The 19539-nt window shown below is 72.4% G+C and carries 16 protein-coding genes; 8 read left to right on the top strand and 8 right to left on the bottom strand.

Features of this window, described 5'->3' with window-relative positions:
- Positions 1-75: 75 nt before the first annotated feature.
- The 3 genes from CNQ36_RS34785 (at position 76) to CNQ36_RS20035 (ending at position 3276) form a co-directional block, all read left to right on the top strand.
- A complete protein-coding gene (locus CNQ36_RS34785; RefSeq protein ID WP_160160334.1) occupies positions 76-903 on the top strand; it encodes a DUF3558 domain-containing protein in 828 nt (275 codons plus the stop codon).
- 119 nt (positions 904-1022) lie between these two features.
- Positions 1023-1871 carry a DUF3558 family protein gene (locus CNQ36_RS20040; protein WP_121547011.1) on the top strand — a complete coding sequence of 283 codons (849 nt, stop codon included), beginning with the start codon at positions 1023-1025 and terminating at the stop codon, positions 1869-1871.
- Positions 1872-1959: 88 nt separating this feature from the next.
- A complete protein-coding gene (locus tag CNQ36_RS20035) occupies positions 1960-3276 on the top strand; it encodes a DUF2637 domain-containing protein (RefSeq protein ID WP_121547010.1) in 1317 nt (438 codons plus the stop codon).
- 63 nt (positions 3277-3339) lie between these two features.
- Here the strand turns inward: CNQ36_RS20035 and lysS are convergent, their stop codons facing one another.
- The gene (gene lysS, locus CNQ36_RS20030; RefSeq protein WP_121548527.1) at positions 3340-5082 is read right to left on the bottom strand and encodes a lysine--tRNA ligase; all 1743 of its coding nucleotides are present in this window, start codon (positions 5080-5082) and stop codon (positions 3340-3342) included.
- Positions 5083-5235: 153 nt separating this feature from the next.
- Between lysS and argS the strand changes: the two genes are divergently transcribed.
- A complete protein-coding gene (argS, locus tag CNQ36_RS20025; protein WP_121547009.1) occupies positions 5236-6993 on the top strand; it encodes an arginine--tRNA ligase in 1758 nt (585 codons plus the stop codon).
- Positions 6994-7099: 106 nt separating this feature from the next.
- Here argS and CNQ36_RS20020 read toward each other — a convergent pair whose 3' ends face one another.
- The 5 genes from CNQ36_RS20020 to CNQ36_RS20000 form a co-directional block, all read right to left on the bottom strand.
- Positions 7100-8314 carry an aminotransferase-like domain-containing protein gene (locus CNQ36_RS20020; protein WP_121547008.1) on the bottom strand — a complete coding sequence of 405 codons (1215 nt, stop codon included), beginning with the start codon at positions 8312-8314 and terminating at the stop codon, positions 7100-7102.
- 101 nt (positions 8315-8415) lie between these two features.
- Positions 8416-9318 (bottom strand): SAM-dependent methyltransferase, encoded by a 903-nt coding sequence (locus CNQ36_RS20015; protein WP_121547007.1) that lies wholly within the window; start codon positions 9316-9318, stop codon positions 8416-8418.
- 106 nt (positions 9319-9424) lie between these two features.
- Positions 9425-10417, bottom strand: coding sequence for a TAXI family TRAP transporter solute-binding subunit (locus tag CNQ36_RS20010; RefSeq protein ID WP_121547006.1), 993 nt, complete (start codon positions 10415-10417; stop codon positions 9425-9427).
- Positions 10414-11820 carry a sensor histidine kinase gene (locus tag CNQ36_RS20005; protein WP_121547005.1) on the bottom strand — a complete coding sequence of 469 codons (1407 nt, stop codon included), beginning with the start codon at positions 11818-11820 and terminating at the stop codon, positions 10414-10416. The genes CNQ36_RS20010 and CNQ36_RS20005 overlap by 4 nt, the downstream gene beginning before the upstream one ends.
- An 11-nt stretch (positions 11821-11831) precedes the next feature.
- Complete coding sequence (locus tag CNQ36_RS20000) at positions 11832-12503, bottom strand: response regulator transcription factor (protein WP_121547004.1); 672 nt, start codon at positions 12501-12503, stop codon at positions 11832-11834.
- Between the two features lie 230 nt (positions 12504-12733).
- On the opposite strand from CNQ36_RS20000, the gene CNQ36_RS19995 reads away from it, so the two are divergent.
- The 3 genes from CNQ36_RS19995 to CNQ36_RS19985 all read left to right on the top strand — a co-directional run bounded on the left by CNQ36_RS19995 (position 12734) and on the right by CNQ36_RS19985 (position 16115).
- On the top strand, positions 12734-13759 hold the full coding sequence (locus CNQ36_RS19995; RefSeq protein WP_121547003.1) for an amidohydrolase family protein: 1026 nt from the start codon (positions 12734-12736) through the stop codon (positions 13757-13759).
- A 64-nt stretch (positions 13760-13823) separates the two neighbouring features.
- Positions 13824-14738, top strand: a complete 915-nt coding sequence (locus tag CNQ36_RS19990; protein WP_121547002.1) for an amidohydrolase family protein — start codon at positions 13824-13826, stop codon at positions 14736-14738.
- Positions 14739-14741: 3 nt separating this feature from the next.
- Positions 14742-16115: an MFS transporter gene (locus tag CNQ36_RS19985; protein ID WP_206278478.1), complete on the top strand. Its 1374-nt coding sequence runs from the start codon at positions 14742-14744 to the stop codon at positions 16113-16115.
- A 54-nt stretch (positions 16116-16169) separates the two neighbouring features.
- Here CNQ36_RS19985 and CNQ36_RS19980 read toward each other — a convergent pair whose 3' ends face one another.
- Positions 16170-17531, bottom strand: coding sequence for a helix-turn-helix domain-containing protein (locus CNQ36_RS19980; RefSeq protein WP_121547001.1), 1362 nt, complete (start codon positions 17529-17531; stop codon positions 16170-16172).
- Between the two features lie 213 nt (positions 17532-17744).
- Between CNQ36_RS19980 and CNQ36_RS19975 the strand changes: the two genes are divergently transcribed.
- Entirely contained in the window at positions 17745-18500 is a 756-nt protein-coding gene (locus tag CNQ36_RS19975) for a DUF4232 domain-containing protein (protein WP_121547000.1), read from the top strand.
- Here the strand turns inward: CNQ36_RS19975 and hemB are convergent.
- Positions 18494-19495, bottom strand: a complete 1002-nt coding sequence (hemB, locus tag CNQ36_RS19970) for a porphobilinogen synthase (protein ID WP_121546999.1) — start codon at positions 19493-19495, stop codon at positions 18494-18496. The two genes, CNQ36_RS19975 and hemB, sit on opposite strands and share 7 nt — an antisense overlap.
- Between the last annotated feature and the right edge of the window lie 44 nt (positions 19496-19539).

Here is a 19539-nt window from a genome sequence, read left to right as displayed (position 1 = left end):
AGCGATTAACCAGCGGGGACACTGGAGAGACCCGGCGGGCCCCGGCCCGCACCCACCGTCGAGAGGAACCCGAACGTGCAGCGGAAGGCGTACGTACCCGGCGTCGCCGCGCTCCTGGCGGCCGTCCTGGCCGGCTGCACCGGCAGCTCGGACGACGGCGGCCAGTCGGACAACTCCAACCCGGGAAGCGCCGGCACGTCGACGCAGGCCGCCCAGCCCGGCAGATACGCCACGCTCCCCGAGCCCTGCGGTCTGGTCGCCGACGAGACCCTCGGCCAACTCCTGCCCGGAGTCGCGGAGATGGCCGACGAGACACAGCGCGAGAAGGCGTACGCGGGCGAGGCGACCCTCACGTACGACACCGACCGCAAGGTCGGCTGCCGCTGGAAGGTGGAGTCGTCGCTGGCGACGGACCATCTGCTGGTCGACTTCGAGCGGGTCGTCTCCTACGACAACGCCGTCAGCGACGACGCCCAGGCGGGCGAGCTCTTCGCGACGAAGCGGACGGCGGCGCAGCTCCCGGAGCCCACGGTGACGACCACGGAGTCCGGCACGCCGTCCATCGCCCCTACCCCGGACCCGAGTTCGTCCGCCTCCGCCTCCTCCCCCTCCGCCTCCGCGCCGTCCGGCTCCGCGGTGCCGCCCTCCGCCGCCCCCACCGACCTGCGGCCCCGGCTGCTGGAGGACCTGGGCGAGGAGGCGTTCCTCGACGACGAGCTCGACAGCTCCGGCTCGACCGCCGGGCAGCGCACCGTGACTGTGGCGTTCCGCACGTCCAACGTCATCGTGACCATCGAGTACGCGGAGCAGCCGATGACCGTCGGCGCCGTCCCGGACAGCAAGGAACTGCAGGACAGGGCACGGAAACTGGCCTCCGAGCTGGCCGATTCGCTGGGCGGCTGAGCACCGTTCACGACCCCTTCACCGCCCTGCGCGAACCACCCGAAGGAAGACCACACGGGCGAGTCAACGCGTACGGTGACCCCTCGGACCCCGTCCCGACCGCAGGGAACACGAGCGTCATGAGTGAAGGAACCATGCAGCGACGAGCACAGCGAGAGCAGCAGTCCGGCCGGCGAGTGAAGCGACTCGCCCGTGTCCTTGTCTGCGCGGCCGCCGTCCCGTTGGTCGCCGCCGGCTGCTCCTCGGACTCCGGCTCCGACGACGGCAAGGACAAGGGCGCGAGCGCGTCCGCCTCGAAGTCCGCGAGCCCCTCCCCCACCGTGCGGGCGGCGAAGTACGGGAAGCTCCCGGAAGCGTGCACGGTGCTGTCCAAGAAGACCCTCGAAGATCTGGCGCCGAAGGCGAAGTCGGGCAAGGAGGGCAACTCGGACGACATCTCCACCCGCGCCAACTGCTCCTGGAACAGCCTGGACAACAATGGCGTGAAGGGCTCGCAGTTCCGCTGGCTCAGCGTCTCGCTGCTGCGCTTCGACTCGGACACCACCCGTGGCCCGGCGGACGAGCTGGCCAAGAAGTACTACGCCAAGCAGGTGGCCGACGCCCAGTCCGCCGAGGGCGCCAAGGGCACCAAGTCGGAGCCGGTCTCCGGGGTCGGTGACGAGGCGACGGCGGTGCGTTACGACCTGAAGAAGAAGGAAGGCGCCTTCAAGCAGCAGACGGTCGTGGCGCGGGTGGAGAACGTGGTCCTCACGCTCGACTACAACGGCGCCGGTCTCGCCGGGGACAAGACGCCCTCCGCCGACGACCTGATGAAGGACGCGCAGAAGGCCGCCAAGGAGGCCGTGGCCTCGGTGACGGAGGCCAACGACACGGAGAAGGAGGGCGGTTCGCCTTCCGGCTCGGCGTCGAAGGCGCCGTCCGAGTCCGCCTCGAAGTCGGATTCCGACAAGGCCTCCGACAAGGACTGAGCCCGCTGAAGCAGAACCGGCCACCCGTCCCCCGCACACATGTGCCACTCTGTTGCGCGCAACAACACGCACTGGGAGGGGAGTACGGGTGGCCGCGCCACTTCAGCTGACACGGACGCACCGGGTTCTCATCGGTGTGGTCGTCTTCGGTGCCGTGATCATCGCCGGGATCGGCTTCGCCGGTTCGTACGCGGCCGTCCGTGAACTCGCCCTGCAGAAGGGCTTCGGGAACTTCAGCTACGTCTTCCCCATCGGCATCGACGCCGGTATCTGCGTCCTGCTGGCGCTGGACCTGCTGCTGACCTGGATCCGCATCCCGTTCCCGCTGCTGCGGCAGACGGCGTGGCTGCTGACGGCGGCGACGATCGCGTTCAACGGCGCGGCGGCGTGGCCCGACCCGCTCGGTGTGGGCATGCACGGTGTGATCCCGGTGCTGTTCGTCGTCTCGGTGGAGGCGGCCCGGCACGCGATCGGGCGGATCGCCGACATCACCGCCGACAAGCACATGGAGGGTGTCCGCCTCACCCGCTGGATGCTGTCGCCGATACCGACGTTCCTGCTGTGGCGCCGGATGAAGCTGTGGGAGCTGCGCTCGTACGAGCAGGTGATCAAGCTGGAGCAGGAGCGCCTGGTCTACCAGGCCCGGCTGCGCTCCCGCTTCGGCCGCGCCTGGCGGCGCAAGGCCCCGGTCGAGTCCCTGATGCCGCTCCGCCTCGCCAAGTACGGCGTCCCTCTGGCCGACACGGCCCCCGCGGGTCTGGCGGCGGCCGGCATAGAACCGGCGCTCATACCCCCGGCCCCGGAGCTCGATTCGGCCACGGCCGGTCGTGCCGACACGGCCGGCGGCGGCCGTGGAGCCGGGGCGGCGCAGGTCGGCCCGGCGGCGCCTTCCGGCGAGCAGCGCCTGGAGCTGGAGGCCCACCCCGCCCCCGGGTCCCAGGAGGACGGGGACACGGACCAGAACCAGTGGCTGCACGCCCGGGACCCCCGGACCGTCGAGTACCACGGCGGCTACGACCCCACCTACGACCCGGACGAGGAGTACGCGCGCTGGGTCGCGGAACAGCAGCAGGCCGAGCAGTACCAGGACCAGTACCAGGAGGAGCCTCCCCTCCAGGAGCCGTCTCCCGAGGAGACCGGCAGCTTCCCCATCCCGGTGGTCCCCGGCGGCCGCACCCGCGAGCTGGGCGAGGGCGGCGGGACCCCCGCCGCAGACCCGGACGAGGAGGCGTACTACCAGGTGTTCCGCCAGTCGATAGACGGCAGCTACCCGACCCCGCGGGTGCTCGGCGACAACATCGAGGCGACGTACGGCACGGCGCTGAGCCCGAGCGCCCTGAAGGCGCTCGCCGAGGGCTTCCAGGCGCGCCACATGGCGGAGATGGAAGAGGACCACATCGCGTAGCGAGGGCCCGCGACGGAAGAGGGGGCGTCCCGCACCGGGACGCCCCCTCTTCCGTGCTTCCGCTTACTCCCCGAGCAGCGCCCGCACCCGGTCCTGGCCGACCGCCAGCAGCAGCGTGGGCAGCCGCGGGCCGGTGTCCCGTCCCACCAGCAGGTGGTAGAGCAGCGCGAAGAACGACCGCTGGGCGGTCTTGATCTCGGGCGGCAGCTCCTTGGGGGTGGCGTCGGCGGAGAAGCCCGCCTGGACCTTGGGCACGCCGTAGACGAGGTGGGTGAGCCCGTCCAGCGACCAGTTGGCGGCGAGCCCGTCGAGCAGCAGGCGCAGCGACCGCTGCCCCTGCTCGTCGAGCGACTTCAGCAGTTCGGCGTCGGGCTCGGCGCGGACGATGGTGCGCTGGTCGGCGGGGACGTGGTTGTTGATCCACGCCTCGGCCTTGTCGTAGCGCGGCCGGGCCTCGTCCAGGGAGCCGAGCGGGTTCGACGGGTCGAGGTCGCTCAGGATGCGCAGCGCCTGGTCCGTGTGGCCGCCGGTGATGTCGGCCACCGAGGCGAGTGTGCGGTAGGGCAGCGGCCGGGGCGTCCGGGGCAGCTCACCGCCGGCCGTGCCCACCGCGCGGGAGTGCGCGGCGACGTCCCCGGGCAGGGCGGAGCCGTCGTCGACCTTGGCGTCGAGCCGGTCCCACTCGTCGTAGAGACGCTGGATCTCCTGGTCGAAGGCGATCTTGAAGGACTGGTTGGGCCGGCGGCGGGCGTACAGCCAGCGCAGCAGCTGCGGCTCCATGATCTTCAGCGCGTCGCCGGGGGTCGGCACCCCGCCCTTGGACGACGACATCTTCGCCATGCCGCTGATGCCGACGAACGCGTACATCGGGCCGATGGGCTGCTCGCCGCCGAAGATCCCGACGATCTGCCCGCCGACCTGGAACGACGACCCGGGGGACGAGTGGTCGACGCCGCTGGGCTCGAAGATCACGCCTTCGTACGCCCAGCGCATGGGCCAGTCGACCTTCCAGACCAGCTTGCCGCGGTTGAACTCGTTCAGCCGGACGGTCTCCGAGAAGCCGCACTCCGTGCAGGCGTAGGTCAGCTCGGTGGAGTCGTCGTCGTAGGAGGTGACGGTCGTGAAGTCCTTCTCGCAGTTGCCGCAGTACGGCTTGTACGGGAAGTACCCGGCCGCTCCGGAGCTGCCGTCGTCCTCGCCGGCCGCGCCGGAGCCCTCCGCGGCCTCCAGCTCGGCCTCGTCGACCGGCTTCTGCTGCTGCTTCTTGGCCGGGGCCTTCTTGGTGCGGTACTGGCCGAGGATCGCGTCGATGTCGCCGCGGTGCTTCATGGCGTGCAGGATCTGCTCGCGGTAGACGCCGGAGGTGTACTGCGCCGTCTGGCTGATCCCGTCGAACTCCACGCCCATCTCGGCCAGCGACTCGACCATCGCGGCCTTGAAGTGCTCGGCCCAGTTCGGGTAAGCGGAGCCCTTGGGGGCGGGGACGGAGGTCAGCGGCTTGCCGATGTGCTCGGACCAGGTCTTGTCGACGCCGGGCACGTCGGCCGGCACCTTGCGGTAGCGGTCGTAGTCGTCCCAGGAGATCAGGTGCCGCACCCGGTGCCCGCGGCGGCGGACCTCGTCGGCGACCAGGTGCGGGGTCATGACCTCGCGGAGGTTGCCCAGGTGGATCGGACCGGAGGGGGACAGCCCGGACGCGACGACAACAGGTTTGCCCGGGGCCCGGCGCTCCGACTCCTCGATGACCTCATCCGCGAAACGGGAGACCCAGTCGGTGGTCTCGGTGCTCTGAGCCACGATCGGCACGTCCTTCTTTCTGCGCTGGAGCAGCCGGTACGGTCGCACGGCTGACCGTTCCATTCTCCCAGTACGGCCCTCATCCGCGAAAACCGCTTTTCACCGCGTGGGATACTCGTCTTCCGTAGCAGTCCACGAACCCGAGAGAACGGCAGCCACTCCATGGCCTCGGTCACGTCCCTCACCGACTCCGTCCAGCAGCAGCTCGCGTCCGCCCTCACGGCCACCCGGCCGGAGGCCGCCGGCGCGGACCCGCTGCTGCGACGCAGCGACCGGGCGGACTTCCAGGCCAACGGCATCCTCGCGCTGGCCAAGAAGGCGAAGGCGAACCCGCGGGAGCTGGCGGCGGAGGCCGTCGCCCACCTCACCACCGGCGACCTGATCAAGGACGTCGAGGTCTCCGGGCCGGGCTTCCTGAACCTCACCATCGCCGACCGGGCGATCACCGCGAACCTCGCCGCGCGGCACGCGGACGGCGAGCGCCTCGGCGTGCCGCTGAAGGAGAACGCGGGCGTCACGGTCGTCGACTACGCCCAGCCGAACGTGGCGAAGGAGATGCACGTCGGTCACCTGCGGTCGGCGGTCATCGGCGACGCGCTGCGCGGCATGCTCGACTTCACCGGCGAGAAAACGATCGGCCGGCACCACATCGGCGACTGGGGCACCCAGTTCGGCATGCTCATCCAGTACCTGTTCGAGCACCCGGGCGAGCTGGCCCCCGCGGCCGACGTCGACGGCGAGCAGGCCATGAGCAACCTGAACCGCGTGTACAAGGCGTCGCGGGTGCTCTTCGACTCGGACGAGGAGTTCAAGGAGCGGGCCCGCAAGCGGGTCGTCGCCCTGCAGTCCGGCGACAAGGAGACGCTGGAGCTGTGGCAGCAGTTCGTGGACGAGTCGAAGGTCTACTTCTACTCCGTCTTCGAGAAGCTCGACATGGAGATCCGCGACGAGGAGATCGTCGGCGAGTCCGCGTACAACGAGGGCATGCCGGAGACCGCCCGTCTCCTGGAGGAGATGGGCGTCGCGGTGCGCTCCGAGGGCGCGCTGGTGGTGTTCTTCGACGAGATCCGCGGCAAGGACGACCAGCCCGTGCCGCTGATCGTGCAGAAGGCCGACGGCGGCTTCGGCTACGCGGCCTCCGACCTCACCGCGATCCGCGACCGGGTCCAGGACCTGCACGCCACCACGCTGCTGTACGTCGTCGACGTGCGCCAGTCGCTGCACTTCCGGATGGTCTTCGAGACGGCCCGCCGGGCGGGCTGGCTGAACGACGACGTCACCGCGCACAACATGGGCTACGGCACGGTGCTCGGCGCGGACGGCAAGCCCTTCAAGACCCGTGAGGGCGAGACCGTACGGCTGGAGGACCTCCTCGACGAGGCCGTGCAGCGCGCCGCGGAGGTCGTCCGGGAGAAGGCGCGGGACCTCACCGACGACGAGATCCGGGAGCGGGCCGCGCAGGTCGGCATCGGCGCGGTGAAGTACGCGGACCTGTCGACGTCGCCGAGCCGCGACTACAAGTTCGACCTGGACCAGATGGTCTCGCTCAACGGCGACACCTCGGTCTACCTCCAGTACGCCTACGCCCGTATCCAGTCCATCCTCCGCAAGGCCGGCGAGGTCCGCCCCGCCGCCCACCCGGAGCTGGAGCTGCACGAGGCGGAGCGCGCGCTGGGCCTGCACCTGGACGCCTTCGGGGACACCGTCTTCGAGGCGGCCGCGGAGTACGCCCCGCACAAACTGGCCGCGTACCTGTACCAGTTGGCGTCGCTGTACACGTCGTTCTACGACAAGTGCCCGGTGCTGAAGGCCGATTCGCCGGAGCAGGTGGAGAACCGCCTGTTCCTGTGCGACCTCACGGCCCGCACCCTCCACCGGGGCATGGCCCTGCTGGGCATCCGGACGCCCGAGCGGCTCTGAGCACCTGACAGCGGCACGTCGCGGCCCGTCCTCCCCGTGAGGACGGGCCGCGACGCGTGTGCATGCCGCACCGGACCGCCACCGCGGCTCCGCCGCCCTCGGCCCACTAACGCCGGGGGCGCAGCGCGTTCCCCAGTCTGCGCAGGCCCTCCGTGATCTCGTCCGGGGTCTGGGTCACGAAGCACAGGCGGAGGGTGGCCCGGTCGGGGTCGCCGGCGTAGAAGGGGGCGCCGGGGACGTAGGCCACGTCGTGCCGGACCACCTCGGGGAGCAGGGCCGTGGTGTCGTGCCCGTCCGGCAGGCGGGCCCAGAGGAACATGCCGCCGTCCGGGCGGGTCCAGGCCGAACCGTCCGGGAGGGCGTCCGGGAGGCCCGCGAGCATCGCGTCCCGGCGGGTGCCGTAGACCGCGGCGACCCGTGCGACGTGCGCGTCGAGGTCGTTGTCGGCCAGGTAGCGGGCCGCGGCGAGCTGGTTGACGGTGGGGGTGTGCAGGTCGGCGGCCTGCTTGGCGACGGCGCAGGCGCGACGCAGGCCGGCGGGGGCGCGCAGCCAGCCCAGGCGCAGGCCGGGGGCCATGACCTTGGAGAAGCTGCCGAGCAGCACGGTGCGGTCCTCGGCGCCGGGGTGGGCGGCGATCCACGGCACGCGTGTGCCCGCGTAGCGCAGTTCGCCGTACGGGTCGTCCTCGACGATCCACAGTCCGCGCCGGGCGGCGACCTCCGCGACGGCGGCGCGCCGGGCGGCGGGCAGGGTGCGTCCGGTGGGGTTCTGGAACGTGGGCACGGTGTAGAGGAGCTTGGGGCGCTCGCGCGCCACCAGGTCGTCCAGCGCTTGCGGGTCGATGCCGTGCTCGTCGCCGGGGACGGCCACCACGCGCGCCCCGGCCAGGGCGAAGGCCTGGAGCGCCGCCAGGTAGCAGGGGTTTTCGACGAGGACCGTGTCGCCGGGTTCGACGAGCGCCGTGGCGAGGAGGGAGAGGGCCTGCTGGGACCCGGTGGTGACGAGCAGGTCGTCGGGGGTGGTGGGCAGGCCGCGGGTGGTGGTGCGCTCGGCGAGTGCGGCCCGCAGCGCGGGCTCGCCCTCGGTCGTGGAGTACTGCAGGGCCCGCGCGGGTGTCCCGGCGAGCACCGTCCGGTACGCGGCCGCGATGCCGTCGGCGTCGAACAGCTCAGGCGCCGGGAGCCCGCCGGCGAAGTTGATGACTTCGGGGCGTGCGGTGACGGCCAGGATGTCCCGTACGGGCGAGCCGCCGACGGTGCGGGCCCGCGCCGCGAACTGCGGGGTGGGGGCGGGGACGCGGACGGGCTCGGTGACGGTCATGGCACGGCTCCTTGGGCTGCGGGACGGCGCGTGCCCCGCAGCCTAGAAAAATACGTGCCCTCTACAAGTGGCCTTCCGTCATCCGGACGGCCGGGACCGTCTCAGCCCTTCGTGGCGACCGCCGCGTAGACGTTGATGTCGGCGTCCGTCACGTCGTTGATGTCCGCGTAGCGGACCCGCTCGACCGGGTCGAGGCCCTCCAGGTAGGCGGCCTCCGGCTGGGCGGGGACGGGGGCCGCGTGGTCGGGGCGCCAGTGGTGCGCCGGGACCACACCCGGTTCCACGATGTCCAGGGAGTGCTCGGTGAAGAACCGCTCCACGTCCGCCCGTGTCCGCAGCACGAAGGTGAACCCGCGCTCGGTGTAGGTGCGTTGCACCGCCCGCACGTTCTCGGGGTTGAGGTCCTCGGTGAGGTGGCTGAGGACCAGCCGGCTGCCGGCGGGCAGCGCGTCGACGAGTTCGCGCACGATCGGGTACGCCTCCTCGTCCTCGACGAAGTGCAGGACGGCGACCAGGCACAGGGCGATGGGCCGGTCGAAGTCCAGTGTCTTAGCGGCCCGTTCGAGGATGGCCGCGGGGTCCTTCAGGTCCGCGTCGATGTAGTCCGTAAGCCCCTCGGGCCCGCTGGTGAGCAGGGCGCGCGCGTGCGCCAGCACCACCGGGTCGTTGTCGACGTACACCACGCGGGACTCGGGGGCGACGCGCTGGGCGATCTGGTGCACGTTCTCCGCGGTGGGCAGCCCGGTGCCGATGTCGAGGAACTGGCGTATGCCGTCCTCCTTCACCAGCGTGTTCACCGCGCGCCGCAGGAAGTCGCGGTTGTGCCGCACGTCGAGGAAGCCGGTCGGGTTCGCGGCCAGCGCCGCGGCGGCCGCCGCCAGGTCGGCGGGGTAGTGGTCCTTGCCCCCGAGGAAGACGTCGTAGACCCGGGCCGGATGCGCCCTGCTGCTGTCGATCCGCCGCTGCAGCTCGGTGGGATCCTGACTGAGCGCGTCACCGGTCATGGGCGTCTCCCCTGGGTTCTGTGAGGTCTGTCGGCGTTCAACAACCTAACGCGCTCCCGCACTTGGTGGTGCCCGCTCCGCACGGCCGGCCGGTGCCGGATGCCGCTCAGCCGTGCAGTGAGCGGTACGCCGAGACCGCGCCGGGGTGCAGCGGGACGCTGCCGGTGCCGATCAGGGTGCGCACGTCCAGGAACTGGGCGCCGACGGCGTGCGCGGGGACGAGGGCGGTGGCGCGCAGCACCAGCAGGCGGGTGACCGCGTCGGCCACGGCGGGGGCCAGGCCCGGACGGCACACCAGCAGGTTGGAGACGCCGATGGTGGCGACGCCGCCCGCCCCGCGGTAGGCGCCCTGCGGGAACGGCACCTCCTCCAGGCCCGAGGCGGCCAGGCCCTCGTGACCGCCGAGCCGGGGCAGCAGTCCGGCCAGCGGCAGGAACCGCAGTCCGGGCCCGGCGTCGAGGTCGGTGAGGGTGGGCAGCGGTACGCCGCCCGCCACGAGCAGGCCCTCGATGGAGCCGTCCCGCAGGGCGTCGGCCGCCTCCGCCAGCCGCAGATGGAGGACGGGGACGTCGGTGCCGGGCGACAGGCCGGCGGCGTTGAGGATGCGTTCGCCGAGGAGGGCCGCGCCCGAGCCGACGGCGCCGAGCGACACCTTGTGCCCGGCGAGGCCGGACACCGTGCGTACGGGCGAGTCGGCGCGGACGGCGAACTGGAGGTAGGTCTCGTAGAGCCTGCCGAGCGCGCGCACGGGCACCGGACGCGGGAAGAGGCCGTCGCCCCGGGCGGCGCGGGCGGTGTCGGTGAGGACGAGCGCGAGGTCGGCCCGGCCGTCGCGGAGCAGCTCGATGTTGGCGGTGCTGCCCGCCGTGGTGCGGACACGGCAGCTCAGGCGGGGGTGGGCGCGCTCGATCTCGGCGGCGAGCAGCCGGCCGAAGGCCGCGTAGAACGCCGTGGGCTCGCCGGTCGCGAGACGGAGCACGCCGCCCGGTCCGGGTCCCCGCCCTGAGGTGTCGCCGGCGAGCACGCCCCCGAGGGCGACGGCGGCCGCCGCGCCGGCGCCCGTCCGCAGCACGGTACGGCGATCGGGAAGTGGCGTCACGGCGTGCCGTCCTCACCCGGGGCGCGCGGGACGAGCGCCCTCGCCCGCAGTCCGCGGGGCCGCGCCGGGCGGAGTTCCAGCCGGCCTTCCCGCCCGGACAGGAGCTGTTCGGCGATCGCCAGCCCCAGGCCCGTGCCGGCCGTCCCGGACTGCCGGGCCGAGCGCCAGAAGCGGGTGGTGGCCCGGGCGAGCTCGTCCGGGTCGAGGCCGGGGCCGTCGTCCGTCACCGTGAGCACCGCGTGGGAGCCCTCGGCGGTGCAGCCGAGCGTGATCCGGGCGCCGGGGCCCCCCGCGTACTTGATGGCGTTGTCCAGGAGGATGTCCGTGATCTGGGTGAGCTCGCGGTCGGTGCAGGCGGCGGTGACCGGGGCGGGGGCGTCGGTGGTGAGGGTGATTCCGGCGCGGTGGGCGACCGGCTCCCACCGCCGGTGCTGGCTCAGCGCGACGGCGGCCGCGTCGCAGCGGGCGTCCGTGCCGTCGGTCACCGTCAGCTCCCCGGCCCGGTGCTCCGCGGCGGCGAGGGCCAGCATGTCGTCCAGCAGGGTCTCCAGCCGGTCGAGCTCGCCGGTGACGCCGTTGTACGTGCGGTCGGCGGAGGCCGGCAGATGGGTGTGCAGGGCGTCGACCCGGAGCCTGAGCGCGGCCATCGGGTTGCGCATCTGGTGGGAGGTGTCGGCGACGAGCCGGCGCTGCTGCTCCAGGGCGGCGGTGACGGTGCTCGCCATGCGGTTGAAGCCGGTGGCGAGCTGACGCAGTTCCGGCGGGCCGCCGGCGCTGGTCTGCTCGGGCGGCAGTCCGGCCGCGAGCTGGCCCACGGCGCGGTCGAGCCGGCGCAGCGGGCTGACCACCCAGCGGGTGGCGGCCCGGGCGAGGGCCGTGCAGGCGAGGGCGACCAGTGCCGTGCCGGCCAGTACGGCGGCCCAGCTCCGGGTGATGTCCCGCGCCGCGGCCCCCACCGACGCCCGCATGACGACGGCGCCGGTGACGCGGGTGCCGGTGCCGGCGGGCTGGGCGAACGTGCGGTGGCCGCGTGACCACGGGCGCAGCGGGCCCCCGGGGTGCGCGGTCTGGTTGCGCAGGGCCGCGTCGATCAGCGGGGCGACGGCGGGGTCGGCGGCGCGCATGCCGCCGGTCTGGACGACGGGGACCCGGCGGACGTCGGTGACGACGAGCGGTTCGCCGTAGAGGCGGGTGTAGCGGCGGGCCTCGGCGACGACCGCGGAGGTGTCGCCGGTCGCCGCCGCCTGGTCCATCAGCGACGCGAAGCGGTCGAGGGAGGAGCTGCGGGCCAGGACCAGCTGCTGGGTGCGGTCGGAGGCGGTGAACAGCAGCAGGGGGACGGCGAACGCGGCGACCACGAGGATGCCGAACACCAGCAGCACGGCCTGGACCCGGGTACGCACGCGCCGGTCCCTCAGTCCCCGAAGCGGTAGCCGAAGCCGCGGATGGTGGTGAGCGGGCCGGGGCGGCCCAGCTTGGCGCGCAGCTGGGTGAGGTGGACGTCGAGGGAGCGGGACACGGCGTGGTGGGCGTCGCCCCACACCTCGTCCAGGAGCTGCTCGCGGCTGACCGCCGTGCCGGCGCGTGCGGCCAGGGCGGCGAGGACGTCGAACTCCTTCGCGGTCAGCTCGACCTCCGTGCCGTCCACCCTGACCCGGCGCGCGTCGAGGTCGACCTCCACGTCACCGGAGCGGACCGTGCGCGCGCCGGGGGCGGCCGGGGTGACCGCGCGGGCGGTGGTGCGCCGGGTGACGGCCTCGATCCGGGCGAGCAGCTCGGTGAGCCGTACCGGCTTGACCAGGTAGTCGTCGGCGCCGAGCCGCAGCCCGCGCACCACGGAGCGCTCGTCGCCGCGCGCCGTGAGGATCAGCACCGAGACGCCGCTCACCGCCCGCAGTCCGCGCAGTACCTCCAGGCCGTCGATGTCGGGCAGGCCCAGATCGAGGAGCAGCAGGTCGGCGCTGCGGTGGTAGGTCAGGACGTCCCTGCCGTGGCGCACCCGGCGGGTGTCGTGGCCGTGGTCGTACAGGACCTCGACGAGGGCCGCGGCCACTCCGTCGTCGTCCTCGGCCAGCAGTATCTGCATCCCCGCCCGCCTCCCTCCGGCCACTGTGAGGAACTTCCGGTTCCGAATGTAGACCACCGCCGGAGGTGCCCCCGGAGCGCGGTCGGAGCGCGGCCGGAGCGCGGCCGGACGGCCCGGGTCCGGAATGTTAAGGGGAGGTTAGTTCTGGGCACGGCCGTCTCCCGTCGCCGTGGCGGGCGGAGCCAGGCTGCAGCGGTCGAGGACGACGTACCGGAGCAGAGGAACCAGCCATGATCATCGACTGCCACGGCCACTACACGACCGCCCCGCCGGCCCTGGCGGCGTGGCGGGACCGGCAGATCGCCGGGCTCGCCGATCCGGCCCTCGCCCCCGCCCGCGCCGACCTGCGCATCGGCGACGACGAGCTGCGCGAGACCATCGAGGCGAACCAGCTGCGGCTGATGGACGAGCGCGGCATCGACCTGACGGTCTTCTCCCCGCGCGCCTCCTTCATGGCGCACCACGTCGGGGACTTCCGCACCTCCGCCGAGTGGGCCGCGATCTGCAACGAACTCTGCTACCGCGTGAGCCAGTTGTACCCGGAGCGGTTCGCGCCCGCCGCGATGCTCCCGCAGTCGCCCGGCGTCGACCCCGCCACCTGCGTCCCCGAACTGGTCCGCTGCGTCGAGGAGTACGGCGCCGTCGCGGTGAACCTGAACCCCGACCCGTCCGGCGGCCACTGGACCGCCCCGCCGCTCACCGACCGCTCCTGGTACCCGGTCTACGAGAAGATGGCCGAGTACGGCATCCCGGCGATGATCCACGTCAGCACCAGCGTGAACCCCGCCTTCCACACCACCGGAGCGCACTACCTCAACGCCGACACCACGGCGTTCATGCAGCTCGTCCAGGGTGATCTGTTCGCCGACTTCCCGGAGCTGCGCCTGGTCATCCCGCACGGCGGCGGCGCGGTGCCCTACCACTGGGGCCGCTTCCGGGGGCTGGCGATGGCGCTCGGCAAGCCGCCGCTGGAGGAACACGTCCTGGGCAACGTCTTCTTCGACACCTGCGTGTACCACCAGCCTGGCGCGGACCTGCTGTTCGACGTCCTGCCGGCCAGGAACATCCTCTTCGCCTCCGAGATGATCGGCGCCGTCCGCGACATCGATCCCTGCAGCGGCCACCACTTCGACGACACCCGTCGCTACGCCGAGGCCGCCGCGCTGTCCCCGGCGGACCTGGCCGCCGTCCAGGAGCACAACGCCCGCGCCGTGTACCCGCGCCTGGACGCGCTGCTGAAGAGCCAGGGCCGCTGACCCGGCCCGAAGGCCCCCGCCCGCACCCCCCTCCCCGCCCCGTTTCCCCTCCCCGAGGAGACCCATGCCCACCGCCAAGACCCCGGGCTGGCTCGACTGGCATCCGGACCCGTCCCGGCCCGCCTTCCGGCTCCCGCCGGGCGCCGTCGACGCCCACTGCCATGTCTTCGGCCCCCAGGCCGCCTTCCCCTTCGCGCCGCAGCGCAAGTACACGCCCTGCGACGCCGGCAAGGATCAACTGTTCGCGCTCCGCGACCACTTGGGAATCTCGCGCACCGTCGTCGTGCAGGCCACCTGCCACGGCACGGACAACTCCGCCATGGTCGACGCCGTACGGTCGGCCGGGAACCGGGCGCGGGGCGTCGCCTCCGTCCGCCCGGACGTCACCGAACGCGAGCTGGAGGAACTGCACGCGGCGGGCGTACGCGGGGTGCGGTTCAACTTCGTACGGCGTCTGGTCGACGCCTCGCCCCGGGACGACCTGCGGGTGATCGCGGACAAGGTCGCCCCGCTGGGCTGGCACGTCGTCCTCTACTTCGAGAGCGCCGACCTGCCCGACCTGGAGGACTTCTTCGCCTCGCTGCCCACCCCGCTGGTGGTGGACCACATGGGCCGCCCGGACGTGACCCGGCCGGCGGACGGACCGGAGTTCTCCCGGTTCCTGCGGTTCGTCGGCGACGGCGACGTCTGGGTCAAGGTGACCTGCCCCGAACGTCTCAGCGCGACCGGGCCCGCCGCCCTGAACGGCGAACGGCTCCCGTACGCCGATGTCGTGCCCTTCGGCCGCCGCGTCGTGGAGGAGTTCCCCGACCGGGTGCTGTGGGGCACCGACTGGCCCCACCCCAACCTGACCGACCACATGCCCGACGACGGCCTCCTCGTCGACTACGTGCCGCGGATCGCGGTCACGCCCGAACAGCGGCGCAAGTTGCTCGTCGACAACCCCATGAACCTGTACTGGCCCGGCGAGGAGATCTGAACCGTGCAGCACTCACCCACCCACGCCAACGCGATGAACCGGCTGGACCGGCTGCCGATCGGCCGGTTCCACAAGGTCACCCTGGTGGCCGTCTCCTTCGCCTACTTCTTCGAGTTCGCGGACATCAACACCTTCGCGACGACCGCGCCCAAGCTGATCAAGCTGTGGGGCGTGACGATCGACCAGATCGCCTACGTGACCTCGTTGTCGTTCGTCGGCATGTTCGTCGGCTCGATCTGCGCCGGCGCGATGGCCGACCGCTGGGGCCGCAAACGGGCCCTGATGCTGACCACCGTCTGGTTCGGCGCGTTCTCGTTCGTGTCCGTGTTCTCCTGGGACGTCGTGTCGCTGGGCGTGTTCCGCGTGCTCACCTCGGCGGGCCTCGCGGCGATGACCGTCGTCGCGGTCATCTACGTCAACGAGATGTACCCGGCCGCCGTCCGCGGCAAGTACCAGGCGTACGCCATCGTCATCGGCATCTGCGGCACCCCGGCCACCAACCTCATCGCCAGCGCGGTCGTGCCGCTCAACGACTGGTCGTGGCGGCTCGTCTACCTCTGGGGCTCGCTGGGCATCCTGCTCGTCCTGTTCACCAAGCGGCTGAAGGAGTCGCCCCGCTGGTACGAAAGCCGGGGCGAGCACGCCAAGGCCGACGAGGTCCTGCGGGAGATCGAGGCGAGCGTCGCCGCGGAGAAGGGCCCGCTGCCCGAGCCGGCTCCCCCGGTGGCCGAGACCCCGTCGACCCGGACGCCGCTGCGCGTGCTGCTGCAGAAGAAGTACCTCTTCCCGACGCTGCTGCTCACGGTGCTGTGGGTGACCCAGACCATCGGCTTCTTCGGCTTCTCCAGCTGGGCGCCCACGCTGCTCGCCAAGGAGGGCTTCAGCGTCGAGAAGTCCGTCTTCTACGTGGCGCTCACCACCGTCGGCGCACCGCTCGGCTCGTATCTCGCGTCCCTGGTCACCGACCGCTTCGAACGCAAGTGGAGCCTGGCCGCCTTCGGCACGGTCATCGCGCTGTGCGGTCTGCTGTACGGCCTGACCTTCAACCCGGTGCTGATCATCGTGTTCGGCTTCCTGGTCAACATGTTCGAGCGCGGCTACACGGCCCTCGCCTACGCCTACTCCCCCGAGCTGTTCGACACCCGCGGCCGCTCGCTGGGCACCGGCGTCTCCTACGGCCTCGGACGGCTGTCGAACGCCGCCGGTCCGCTGATCGTCGCGGCGCTCTACCAGAGCAACGGCTACGCGAGCGTCTTCTACTTCATCGCCGCGACCTGGCTGGTCGGGGCCGTCGCCCTGGCCCTGTTCGGGCCCCGCACCCGGCAGGCCCGGCTGGCCGCCCTGCGGGGCGAGAAGGAGACCGTGCCGGCGCCGTGATCCCGCGTCGCCGGGAGAGGATCGCGAAAGCCGGTCCCGGAGTCCCGGAGGGCACTACTCGAGCTTCGTGGTGCCTTCCGGGACCCACTTCTCCCCGCCCAGCGGAAACTCGTACGCCGGGCGCCCGTTGTTGCCGCTGGTACGGAAGGGGCGGCCCTTGTCGTCCAGGGTGAGCGTGCCGCTGCGGGAGCCGCTGGACCACTTCAGCTCCAGGGACCAGCTCACGTCGTACGCCGAGGCGTCGGCCTTGATGTAGTAGATCTCGGGGTCCGACTCGCTCACCTTGAACGGGAAGTCGCGGTGCCCGGACTCCGGCGTCACGACCGGCCGCGCGGCGTCCAGGGCGACGGTGAAGGAACGCGTGGGCACGTTGCCGCCGCAGCCGACACCGGGGTAGCCCATGGCGAAGTCGTTCCAGGCGAGCGGCGACCGCTTGCCCGCCACCCGCACGGTGAGCCCTTCCACCACGACCGTCTCCGCACCCGTGCCCTGCACGGTGAGCTGCACGTACTGCCCGCCCGACGACACCGCGCCGACCGCGCTCGTCCACGCGGGCACGTCCTGCTCCAGCGGGGGCGGCGGCACCTCGCCCGGCGCCCGGTCGATCAGGTACCGCTGCGAGCAGGGGTCCTCCCAGGTGTACGGGGCGGTGCGCACGGTGAGCGGCACGGCGTCCGCCTGACCTCCCCCGCCCTTGGCGGCTTCCGGCGGGGCGGCGGACGGGGAGGCGGAGGCGCTGGGCGCCCCCTTCTCCTTCTTCCCGGCGGAGGGCGAGGTCGAGGGCGAGGCCGACGGGGACGGTGACGCGGTGACGTCCTCGCCCGCCCCGTCGCCGGCGTTCGCGGCCCCGACCGGCCCCTTCCGGCCGTCCCCGTCCGTCTCCCCGCCCCCCGAGAGGCTCAGGCCGAGGGTGACCCCGCCGAGCACGGCGGCCACCGCGATTCCGGCGAGGACGGCGGTGCGGGTGCGGCGGCGGGAACGGGGGGCGGGCCGGGGTGCGCCGGAGTCGGTGACTTCGGGGACCTCGTCCTGCGGAGGGCCGTCGTCCGGGGCTGCGGGCTGCGTTTCCGCGGCACCGGTCTCCGTCGCCGCGGCACCGGCCCCCGGGTCAGTGGCCGGTGCCTCCGAGGCCGGTGCGACCGCCTCCGCGGGTGCCCCCTTCCGCCCCCGTGCCGCGTCCGCCAGCACCCACCGCCGGTGCAGCTCGACCAGTTCCCCGGGACCCGCCTTGCAGAGCCGGGCCAGCCGTTCCACCGGTGCGTACTCGGCCGGCACCGCGTCCCCGTTGCAGTAGCGGTGCAGGGTCGACGTACTCATGTGGAGCCGCTTGGCGAGCACCCCGTAGCTCAGCCCGGACCGCTCCTTCAGCTCCCTCAACCGTGCGGCGAACTCCGCCGCGGCCGTGCCCTCCGACACCGTTCCTCCCACCCCCGTGTCCCATTCCGCCGTTCCAGGGAACGGTCGTTTCCCCAGGTCACAGCGGTATGAGCGTTCCAGCGTCCCGGATGCCCCGTCAGGTGTGGCAGCCGGGACGGATCACCCGACAAGCTCTGGTCATCCAAGCACGCCGCTCCCGGTCACCGGTCGAGCGGCCACGCCGAACCCGTACTCGAAGCAAAGGATTTCGCCATGCGTACGTCCCGCATCCGCCTGCTCGCCGCCACCGGCGCCACCCTCGCCGCCCTCGCCCTCACGGCCTGCGAGGACGGCACCGGAACCGAGGACGAGGGCGCGGGCAGCACCTCCCGGCCGACCGCGACGGCGACCACGGACACACCCTCGGACGCCGGGAAGGACGACTCCGCCTCCAGCGCCCCGACGGCGGCCGGCGGCGGCAGCCATGAAGCCGGCGGCGGCAAGGACACCGGGAGCGGAGGCAAGGACACCGGGAGCGGGGGCAAGGGCGGGAACACGGACGACGGCAAGACCGACGAGGGGGCCGACGACGGTCCGGAGACCCGCGTCGCCTGCAACGGCTCCAACACCACCGTCACCGCCCGGCCGGTCTCCCGCCCCCTCAACCACATGCTGATCACGGTCAAGAACACCGGTTCGGGGCCCTGCGACCTCACCTACTACCCGGTGCTCCGCTTCGACGAGATGCAGTGGGTGCCGCAGCCGATCGAGGAGACGAAGCCGCAGGCCGTGGTCGGCATCGACCCGGGCGAGTCGGCGTACGCCGGGGTGCTGCTGTCGGCCGCCGACGGCAGCGGCGACGGCGGCACCACCGGCCACAAGCTCGCCGTCGGCTTCCAGGGCCGCACGCCTAACAGCAGCGGCGGCCCCTCCGCGATCCCGTCCCTGCCGGCGAAGGGCGTGTACTACGACAGCACGCTGGCGGTGTCCTACTGGCAGCAGTCGATGGACGACGCCCTCACCTACTGAACGGCGCTCAGCTTCTGGGCCGCCTCGGTGGCCCAGTAGGTGAGGATGTTGCGCGCACCGGCCCGCTTGATGCCGGTCAGCGTCTCGAGGATCGCCCGGTCCCGGTCGATCCAGCCCTTCTCGGCGGCGGCCTCGATCATCGAGTACTCACCGGAGATCTGGTACGCCGCCACCGGCACGTCCACCGCGTCCGCGACCCGCGCCAGAATGTCCAGATACGGGCCCGCCGGCTTCACCATCACCATGTCGGCGCCCTCCTCCAGGTCGAGCGCCAGCTCCCGCATCGACTCACGGACGTTCGCCGGGTCCTGCTGGTACGTCTTGCGGTCGCCCTGCAGCGAGGAGGCGACGGCCTCCCGGAACGGCCCGTAGAAGGCCGAGGCGTACTTGGCGGTGTACGCCAGGATGGCGACGTCCTCCCGCCCGATCTGGTCGAGGGCGTCGCGGACGACCCCGATCTGCCCGTCCATCATCCCGCTCGGACCCACCACGTGGGCGCCCGCGTCGGCCTGGACCTGCGCCATCTCGGCGTACCGCTCGAGCGTGGCGTCGTTGTCCACGCGCCCCTGCTCGTCGAGGACGCCGCAGTGCCCGTGGTCGGTGGTCTCGTCCAGGCACAGGTCGGACATGACGAGCAGGTCGTCCCCGACCTCGGCCCGCACATCGCGCAGCGCCACCTGGAGGATGCCGTCCGGGTCGGTGCCCGGCGTCCCGACGGCGTCCTTCTTCGACTCCTCCGGCACGCCGAACAGCATGATCCCGGAGACCCCGGCCGCCACCGCCTCCGCGGCGGCCTTCTTCAGGCTGTCGCGGGTGTGCTGCACGACACCCGGCATGGCAGCGATCGGCACGGGTTCGTCCGCGCCCTCGCGCACGAAGGCCGGGAGGATGAAGTCGGCGGGGTGCAGCCGGGTCTCGGCGACCATCCGACGCATGGCGGGGGTGGTCCGCAGACGCCGGGGCCGCGTGCCGGGAAAGGATCCGTACGTCGTCATACCACCTACGCTACGCCCGCCCCACCCGTGCCTTTACCGACGCC

Origin of the sequence: Streptomyces fungicidicus, from assembly GCF_003665435.1 — a bacterium.
Taxonomy (GTDB): Bacteria; Actinomycetota; Actinomycetes; order Streptomycetales; family Streptomycetaceae; genus Streptomyces; species Streptomyces fungicidicus.
The sequence above is the reverse complement of the archived record's forward strand: the minus strand, read 5'-3'. Positions and strand labels throughout refer to the sequence as shown.